The organism is uncultured Actinobacillus sp. (genome assembly GCF_945915845.1).
Taxonomy (GTDB): domain Bacteria; phylum Pseudomonadota; class Gammaproteobacteria; order Enterobacterales; family Pasteurellaceae; genus Exercitatus.
Map to the genome: position 1 here is coordinate 1 of NZ_CAMEFX010000060.1, position 8,690 is coordinate 8,690.

Sequence of the window (8,690 nt, forward strand, 5' to 3'; positions counted from 1 at the left end):
GCCGTTGAGCTAACAGATACTAATTGCCCGAGAGGCTTAACTATACAACGCTCAAATGTTTTTGCTAAGACAAAGAAGCGAAAAAGAAGCGAAGTAGAAACTAAATAAACTAGACAGACAAAGAGATTAATCAGTTACAGCTTGTTTCGAAATTTAAAGAATGAAGAAAATAGAGAAGTAAAGATAAAGTCATCAAAGGAATAATCTTGGCGGCGATAGTGCGGTGGTCCCACCTGACCCCATGCCGAACTCAGAAGTGAAACGCCGTAACGCCGATGGTAGTGTGGGGTATCCCCATGTGAGAGTAGGTCACCGCCAGGTAAGAGATAAAGAACCCCGAGTCTAGAGATAGGCTCGGGGTTTTGTTTTTTAGGCATAACCTATTAATTTAACTTCTTCGTAATAACAAAAACTGATACAATTTAAGATATTCAAAACAGTCTTTTCAATTAATTCAATGACAGACTTCATCTCATCATTTGTTTTTTCAATAAATGTCACATTACCTATCATCATTCTGCTTTGCTTTGGAAAACTTTTAGGGAAGTATCGTATATTAGACGAGACATTTTCTGAAAAATCCATGAAGCTCATTTTTCATTTAACTCTACCGCTTTTACTTTTCTTCAATATTTATAATGGAAAAATTGAATATTCAAATCAATTTGATCTGATATTCGTTGCAGTAGTCGGCACAACAATCTTATTTATAACTGGTGAAATTGTTGCGGCGAAATTTATAGCTGAAAAGCGAGAGCGTTGCACTTTTGTTCAAGCAGTATTCCGTGGAAATAATGCGATTTTAGGATTAGCACTTTGTATTAATGCATACGGTGATGTTGCCTATGTACCTGCATCAATTTATTCTGCTATTGTTGTCATTTTGTTCAATGTATATGGTGTGATCACGATTACAAGATCGTTATCGGGTGACAAAGTAAATATAACTAGATTACTTCTCAATATTCTTAAAAATCCATTAATTATCGCGATTATTCTTGGCTTAATGATGAATTACTTTGCAATAGCCTTGCCAAAGTCAATTCAGGTTACAGGTCAATATCTTGCTAACATTACTTTACCACTAGCTTTACTTTGTATTGGTGCAAGTATTCAGCTTCAAAGTTTAGGTTCGTTTTCTCGCGCTGTCACCTGGGGAGTCATTGCAAGATTAATTGTTGCACCATTGTTTATGGTGATGCTTGCAAAATTAATGGGTATGTCAGACATGGAATTGGCTATTGTCTTCTTAATGACAACCACACCATTGGCTACAGCCGCGTATGCAATGGTACGAGCTATGGGCGGAAATGCAACAACAGTAGCAAATATTATAGGCATTACAACTATTGGTGCTATGCCTATTTCATCTTTAGGGTTAATGATTCTTATGCAATTAGGCTGGATTTAATGTTAACAAAAAAATGACCGCACTTTGATTTGCTTTGTCGCCATATTCAAAGTGCGGTCAACTTTTATTTCACTCTAATTCTTAACCCTACCACATTTTCATTTAAGCGTTCACTAATTCGCGCAGTTTCCACACAGATCATTGTTTTATGCCCATCTTTACTTATATTGCTGGTTTCTTTATGCCAAGGATTCCATAGTACAATTTCTGAAGCATTTTCATGAATGACTTCAATAGTACGTTGGTTTAAGTGATCGACAATGATATTACGCTCATTGGCAGGATAGATACATTCTACGTTTTCCGTAATGATTCGAATATCTGATATGTCTTCTTGTTGCTGTGTTAATACATTAAATGTTGTTGTCGGCAGTTGTTGTATCTCTGTTTTTGTAATATCGCCTATATTGAAATAGGTATGTAAAGCCAATTGTGGTTCTTTTTCAATACAATAATTAGTAAATTCAAGGTGAAATTCATCGGTAAATGTCATCTCAATATGAGCAATATCCTCAGCATTTTCTGTTTCTAAAAGAAAATTCAGTCTTACTTCGTTAGGTTGGATATTAAAACTTACTAGTTGCCATTGTTGTAGTCGCGCATAGCCATGCATGGGCGTTCTTGCCTTGCCAAACCAAGGATAACAAATAGGGATTCCCCCACGAATAGCTTCCCCTTTAGTAAAAGGTTCAATTTCACTTAACCAAATGACATCTTTATCAGTATGTGTAGGTCGCCAACTTAATAATTGAGCACCTTGTAATGAAACTTTGGCTGTTCCAATAGGGTGGCTCAGTTCCAAAACAGGAATTTCATTATATTGATATAAAGCTAACTCAGGTGCAATTTGCTTGATTAATTTTGTTTCCATAAGTTTTTCCTTCATAAAGTTTGATACAATGTTCTCACTATAAATGATTTCAATATTTAAATGTGTGATCAACCGCAAATAATAAGAACTTTTTCAGAAAACGGTGAATTAAGTCAGCATATCAAAGGTTTTCGTCCTCGTGTCGAACAGCTTGATATGGCGAAAGCTGTTGGAAAAACAATTAAAAACAAGACCGCACTTGTGATTGAAGCAGGAACGGGGACAGGGAAAACTTTTGCCTATTTAGCTCCAGCGTTGTTGGCAAAGAAAAAAACGATTATTTCCACTGGGTCTAAGAATTTACAAGATCAGCTCTTTAACCGCGATTTACCTGCAATAAAAAAAGCATTGGGTTACTCAGGTAAGATTGCTTTATTAAAAGGAAGAGCGAATTATCTTTGTTTAGAACGTTTAGATCAGGTTATTGCGCAAGGTGTACTTGGCGATAAATCGGTATTAGCCGACTTGTCTAAAGTACGTAAATGGAATAACAGCACCCAGTCGGGGGATTTGTCGGAATGTACGGAATTAGCTGAAGATAGCCCTATTTTACCGCAACTTACTAGTACAACAGACAGTTGTTTAGGATCAGATTGCCCGAATTATACCGATTGTTATGTCGCATTAGCACGTAAACGCGCGCTTGCGGCTGATCTTGTGGTGGTCAATCACCATTTATTTTGCGCAGATATGGCGGTGAAAGAAAGCGGGTTTGGCGAACTTATTCCACAAGCGGAAGTCATTATTTTTGATGAAGCGCACCAACTTCCGGATATTGCCAGCCAATATTTTGGGCAATCACTCACATCACGCCAACTGTTCGATATTTGCAAAGATATTAATATTGTGTATCGCACAGAATTAAAAGACATGCAGCAATTGGGAATTGCGGCGGATCATCTGCAAAAAATGCTGCAAGATTTCCGTTTATTATTAGGCGAAGGAAGTCAACGTGGAAATTGGCGTGAGTTATTGGCACAAAGTGCGGTGAAAAAAGGGTATGAAATCTTAAAAGAAAAATTAGATTTTATGTCCGATGTGATTAAATTAGCTTTAGGGCGTTCGCAAACTCTGGATAGTATTTTTGAACGCATTGCTACGGCAAAAAATCAGCTGGTACGCTTGGCGGATACATCCATCACAGGTTATTGCTATTGGTATGAAACCTTTAATCGCCAGTTTGGCTTACATATTACGCCGCTGACGGTGTCGGATAAATTTGGTGAGCAAATGCATGCGAAGGAAGCCGCTTGGATTTTTACTTCGGCAACCTTGGAAGTAGGGGGAAGTTTTAGGCATTTTTGTGAACGTTTAGGCATTGAAAATGCGGAACAAAAAGTGTTACAAAGTCCCTTTAATTACCCTGAGCAAGCCTTGCTTTGTGTGCCACGATATTTGCCGAGCAGCAATCAAACACATACCTTAACAAAGCTCGCGGAGATGTTGCTTCCAATTATTGAAGCGAACAAAGGACGTTGTTTTGTGTTGTGTACGTCTTATCTTATGATGCGCGGATTGGCGGAGTATTTCCGTGAACATAGTCAGTTGTCGATTTTATTGCAGGGGGAAACATCCAAAGGCAAGTTGCTTGAACAGTTTGTTCACGAAGAACATAGCGTTTTGGTGGCAACTTCGAGCTTTTGGGAAGGGGTGGATGTGCGTGGTGACGCGCTTTCGTTGGTGATTATTGATAAATTACCCTTCTCATCCCCGGATGAACCCTTATTAAAAGCCCGTATTGAAGATTGTAAATTACAAGGCGGCGAGCCTTTTAACGATATTCAAATTCCTGAAGCCGTGATTGCCTTAAAACAAGGCGTAGGGCGATTAATTCGTGATGTCACCGATAAAGGTGCGGTGATTATTTGCGACAGTCGTCTAGTCAATCGTGCTTATGGCGAAACCTTTTTAAAAAGTTTACCTAATGCAAAACGTACCAGAGATTTAGGTAAAGTGATTGAATTTTTACAACATTTACAGAATTAAATTATGAACAATTTAACCTTATTAGCTATTGATACTTCAACGGAAGCCTGTTCTGTGGCGTTATTGCACAAGGGCGAGAAAACCGATATTACAGAAACCGCAGAGCGTAGCCATACTAAACGTATTTTGCCGATGGTAGACGAAATTTTGTCGCAATCAGGGCTCCATCTAAAGCAAGTTGATGCTTTAGTATTTGGTCGTGGCCCTGGTAGTTTTACCGGGGTCAGAGTGGGCGCCGGTATTGCACAAGGATTGGCATTAGGCGCCGATTTACCTGTGATGGGTATTTCAAATTTAACTGCGATGGCACAAGCTGCCTATGAGCAATTTCAGGCTACGCAAGTGATTACCGCGATTGATGCGCGTATGAATGAAATCTATTTTTCCCAGTTAAAAGCCGAAAAAGTGCGGTCTGAATTTGGGGAGTTTTTGCAATGGCATGAGATTATTGCAGAACAAGTGGGCGCGCCAACGCGTTTATTGGAACAGCTTACCGCATTACAAGGTGAATGGGCAACGGTTGGAACAGGTTGGGCAGCTTATGATGCGTTACAATCCCTGGGTCAACATACCTCAATTACGTTGCCATCAGCACGATATATGTTGAGTTTGGCACTGCCGATGTGGTATCAAAAACAAGTGATCAGTGCAGTGGATATTGAGCCTGTTTATTTGCGCAATGAAGTGACTTGGAAAAAATTACCGGGTCGCGAATAGCGAAGAATTTGTGATAATCGTCACTCAGGGGGAACAATGAAAAAAATATGGTTATTTTTAACCGCGCTTTTATTGACCGCGTGCGTTAATCCGCCAAAAGGCTTGGAAAAGGATGAGTTTACCATTCAATCGCTAAAGAAAATTGAAGCGGATGATTATCTTTGCAAATGTAAAAAAGTCCGTTTAGCGGGAAAAGTGATTTCAGCAACCGCCTTGAAAACACAAACTCAAGTGGAAGTAATGAGTTTGCCTGTAGCAAGTTTTTCGGCGAAACCGATTATTGACGCCCAAACAGACGGACGATTTATTGTTAATTTAACGGGCTTTGTAGATCCTGCGGGCCTAAAAGATCAATATATTACGGTGGCCGGCACGTTAGTTGGCAAAGAAATGGGTAAAATTGATCAGGCCGATTATGAATTCCCCCTTATCCAGGCAACTGCTTACAAACAGTGGAAGCAACGCCAAGAATATGATTATGATGACTATTATGATCAGGACTGGGACGATTATTACTATGGCGGATTTGGTTGGGGCTATCCGCGAATTTTTGGGCGATTCAGCTGGGGATACCCTGAACCTAAATTGCGTACGGTATTGTATTAATGATATAGTAACGCACAATTTAATTGTGGTCTTATTCGATCATATAGGAAGGCATTCATGGAAAAAATCTGGCATCAAAATTATCCCGAAGGGGCGGCAAGAGAGATTGATACACGCAAGTATAATAATCTTCTCGATATGTTTGACAAAGCCGTAAGGGAACATCCTGATCGCCCCGCGTACATTAATATGGGGCAGGTGCTGACATTCCGTAAATTAGAAGAACGCAGCCGAGCTTTTGCGGCTTATCTTCAAAATGAACTGAAATTAAAGCGTGGCGAGCGTGTGGCATTGATGATGCCCAATTTATTGCAATATCCTATTGCGATGTTTGGTGTATTGCGAGCCGGCTTGATTGTGGTTAATGTCAACCCACTTTATACACCACGAGAGCTGGAACATCAATTGCAAGACAGTGGTGCAAAAGCTATTGTGGTGGTTTCCAATTTTGCTTCAACCTTGGAAAAAGTGGTTTTTAATACGGATGTGAAACACGTTATTCTCACCCGAATGGGCGACCAACTTTCTTTTGGTAAACGGACGTTGGTGAATTTTGTAGTGAAATATGTGAAAAAACTGGTGCCGAAGTATAAATTACCGCATGCTGTAACTTTCCGTGAAGTATTGAGCATCGGCAAGCATCGTCAATTTGTGCGCCCAGAATTATGTCGTGATGATCTTGCCTTTTTGCAATACACAGGGGGAACGACAGGCGTGGCAAAAGGGGCTATGTTAAGCCACGGCAATTTAATCACCAACATTTTACAAGCAAAATGGATTGCGGAGCCTTTTATCGGTGATCATCGCCGTGAGCGCAAAGCGATTTTACCGTTACCCTTGTATCATGTTTTTGCTTTGAGTGTGAATGCACTTTTATTTGTAGAATTGGGGATTACCGCTGTTTTAATTACCAATCCGCGAGATATCAATGGTTTTATTAAGGAATTAAAACGACATAAATTTGTTGCTATTACTGGCGTGAATACCTTATATAACGCTTTGTTAAATAATGAAAATTTTAAAGAAGTAGATTTTTCGGCATTAAAATTGTCTGTTGGGGGCGGAATGGCCATTCAGCAATCCGTGGCAACACGTTGGCATGAATTAACAGGCTGCAATATTATTGAAGGCTATGGTCTGACAGAATGTTCACCTTTGGTGGCGGCATCTAATGTGAATAGCCTAATCCATGATGGATCCATTGGTTCACCTGTGCCTAATACGGATATTCGTATCGTGAAAGAAGATGGGACAGAAGCTGAACTCGGTGAAGCCGGAGAGCTTTGGGTGAAAGGTGAGCAAGTCATGAAAGGTTATTGGCAACGCCCTGAAGCGACAGCAGAAATTTTACAAGCAGGTTGGCTTGCTACGGGCGACATTGTGAAAATGAATGAAAAAGGCATTATGCGCATTGTGGATCGTAAAAAAGATATGATTTTGGTGTCAGGTTTTAACGTTTACCCGAATGAAATCGAAGATGTGGTTATGCTGAATTATAAAGTCGCTGAAGTGGTGGCAATTGGTGTGCCGAATGAAGTTTCCGGGGAAACCATTAAAATTTTTGTGGTGAAAAAAGACGATAGTCTAACCCGAGAAGAATTGCGTAACCATTGTCGCCAGCATCTGACAGGCTATAAAATTCCACGAGATATTGAATTTCGTGATGAGTTGCCTAAATCCAATGTGGGCAAAATTTTGCGCCGCGTGTTACGGGATGAAGAGCTGGCAAAATATTCTTAGTTTTAATCAAAAGTGGGCGATATAGCCCACTCTTTTTTCTATTCGTATTCCTATGATAAAAGAACTCAAAAATCCACCGCGCTTTAATTTGATTACGGACAACGAGAGCTTAAAATCCGCTTGCCAACAGGCTGTTCAAAAAGCGGTTGTTGCGCTGGATACTGAATTTGTGCGAATTCGCAGTTATTACCCTAAATTAGGGCTAATCCAGCTTTATGACGGAGACAATGTAAGTTTAATCGATCCCACTGAAGTGACGGATTTTTCGCCTTTTGTGGATTTGCTGGCGGATAACAAGGTGATCAAAGTGTTACACGCTTGCTATGAAGATTTAGAAGTGTTTTTTCATCATTTTCAACAATTTCCCACCCCTATGGTGGATACGCAAGTGATGGCAAGTTTTCTTGGCTTTACCACTTCGGCAGGTTTAGCCACCTTAATTCAACATTATTTTCAACTGGAATTGGATAAGGGAGCGGCGCGAACGGATTGGTTGGCACGTCCGCTTTCGGATAAACAGTTAACCTATGCCGCTGCGGATGTTTGGTATTTGCTTCCTTTGTATCAAAAAATGGCACAAGATTTGGCGCAAACACCTTGGCAAAGTGCGGTGCAATTTGACTGTGATTTGTTGGTGGAAAAGCAGCAAAAGCCTAAAAATCCGGAAAAGGCGTATTTAACTATTCCTAACGCTTGGCGTATGGAAAGGGATGAATTAAATCGATTGAAATTATTGGCGAAATGGCGACATGAAGAAGCTATTCGCCGCGATTTAGCGTTGAATTTCGTTATTCGTGCCGAAAATCTTTATGAAGTTGCCAAAATTCAACCTAAGCATACGTCTGAATTGTTGAAGTTAGGATTAGCTCCTAATGAAGTGCGTATTCATGGTAAGAAATTATTGCAGCTGATTGAGCAAAGTAAACGCATTGATGAAAAGGAATATCCACCTAAAATTCAACGTTTAAACGAAGATCCGCGTTATAAGAAAACCATCAAAGCATGGCAGCAAAAGCTCAAAGAAATTGCGCCAACGGATCTTGCTCCAGAAGTGATTGCCGGCAAACGAGATTTAGAGCGTTTAATGAAATGGGTGTGGTTGAAAAATAAAGATTCCCAAAATCTGCCCGAATTAATGCGCGATTGGCGTGAACCTTTTGGTAAACAGCTGCTGTCAATGATTGAGGTTTAAGGAAAAATCCCCGAGCCTTGGATAAAATCGTTTGCAATCCTTCGGGGCTTATTGCATAATACGCCCACTCGCGAAGAGCGAGCTCAATGGGAACCTTTTCGGTCTCTCGCAATGGTGTCTGGTTTACTCGGTCAGGTTCGGAAGAAAGCAGCCAAAGTCAGAATTTC

At 40.2% G+C, this 8,690-nt stretch carries 7 protein-coding genes, 1 rRNA gene and 1 other RNA gene; 8 read left to right on the forward strand and 1 reads right to left on the reverse strand.

The genetic code is table 11. From position 1 onward, the window contains the following. Positions 1-205: 205 nt before the first annotated feature. Positions 206-321, forward strand: a 5S ribosomal RNA gene (rrf, locus tag Q0O89_RS09810). A 136-nt stretch (positions 322-457) separates the two neighbouring features. Next, positions 458-1,411, forward strand: a complete 954-nt coding sequence (locus Q0O89_RS09815) for an AEC family transporter (RefSeq protein ID WP_293731522.1) — start codon at positions 458-460, stop codon at positions 1,409-1,411. 64 nt (positions 1,412-1,475) lie between these two features. Here the strand turns inward: Q0O89_RS09815 and Q0O89_RS09820 are convergent, their stop codons facing one another. Beyond that, the gene (locus tag Q0O89_RS09820; RefSeq protein ID WP_293731523.1) at positions 1,476-2,282 is read right to left on the reverse strand and encodes a D-hexose-6-phosphate mutarotase; all 807 of its coding nucleotides are present in this window, start codon (positions 2,280-2,282) and stop codon (positions 1,476-1,478) included. Positions 2,283-2,342: 60 nt separating this feature from the next. On the opposite strand from Q0O89_RS09820, the gene Q0O89_RS09825 reads away from it, so the two are divergent. From Q0O89_RS09825 to ffs, 6 genes are all read left to right on the forward strand, one after another. After that, positions 2,343-4,268 (forward strand): ATP-dependent DNA helicase, encoded by a 1,926-nt coding sequence (locus Q0O89_RS09825; RefSeq protein ID WP_293731524.1) that lies wholly within the window; start codon positions 2,343-2,345, stop codon positions 4,266-4,268. A 3-nt stretch (positions 4,269-4,271) separates the two neighbouring features. After that, a complete protein-coding gene (gene tsaB / locus Q0O89_RS09830) occupies positions 4,272-4,985 on the forward strand; it encodes a tRNA (adenosine(37)-N6)-threonylcarbamoyltransferase complex dimerization subunit type 1 TsaB (protein ID WP_293731525.1) in 714 nt (237 codons plus the stop codon). A 36-nt stretch (positions 4,986-5,021) separates the two neighbouring features. Further along, on the forward strand, positions 5,022-5,591 hold the full coding sequence (locus tag Q0O89_RS09835) for a Slp family lipoprotein (RefSeq protein WP_293731526.1): 570 nt from the start codon (positions 5,022-5,024) through the stop codon (positions 5,589-5,591). 57 nt (positions 5,592-5,648) lie between these two features. After that, the gene (gene fadD, locus Q0O89_RS09840; protein WP_293731527.1) at positions 5,649-7,331 is read left to right on the forward strand and encodes a long-chain-fatty-acid--CoA ligase FadD; all 1,683 of its coding nucleotides are present in this window, start codon (positions 5,649-5,651) and stop codon (positions 7,329-7,331) included. A 52-nt stretch (positions 7,332-7,383) separates the two neighbouring features. Then, positions 7,384-8,523 (forward strand): ribonuclease D, encoded by a 1,140-nt coding sequence (gene rnd, locus Q0O89_RS09845; RefSeq protein ID WP_293731528.1) that lies wholly within the window; start codon positions 7,384-7,386, stop codon positions 8,521-8,523. A gap of 95 nt (positions 8,524-8,618) precedes the next feature. Beyond that, positions 8,619-8,690: signal recognition particle sRNA small type (gene ffs / locus Q0O89_RS09850), an RNA gene on the forward strand; the annotation flags it as partial.

Coding starts and splice junctions, on each gene's coding strand:
- Q0O89_RS09815 (WP_293731522.1), top strand. CDS start 458: ATGACAGACTTCATCTCATCATTTGTTTTTTCAATAAATGTCACATTA.
- Q0O89_RS09825 (WP_293731524.1), top strand. CDS start 2,343: ATGTGTGATCAACCGCAAATAATAAGAACTTTTTCAGAAAACGGTGAA.
- fadD (WP_293731527.1), top strand. CDS start 5,649: ATGGAAAAAATCTGGCATCAAAATTATCCCGAAGGGGCGGCAAGAGAG.
- rnd (WP_293731528.1), top strand. CDS start 7,384: ATGATAAAAGAACTCAAAAATCCACCGCGCTTTAATTTGATTACGGAC.
- tsaB (WP_293731525.1), top strand. CDS start 4,272: ATGAACAATTTAACCTTATTAGCTATTGATACTTCAACGGAAGCCTGT.
- Q0O89_RS09835 (WP_293731526.1), top strand. CDS start 5,022: ATGAAAAAAATATGGTTATTTTTAACCGCGCTTTTATTGACCGCGTGC.
- Q0O89_RS09820 (WP_293731523.1), bottom strand. CDS start 2,282: ATGGAAACAAAATTAATCAAGCAAATTGCACCTGAGTTAGCTTTATAT.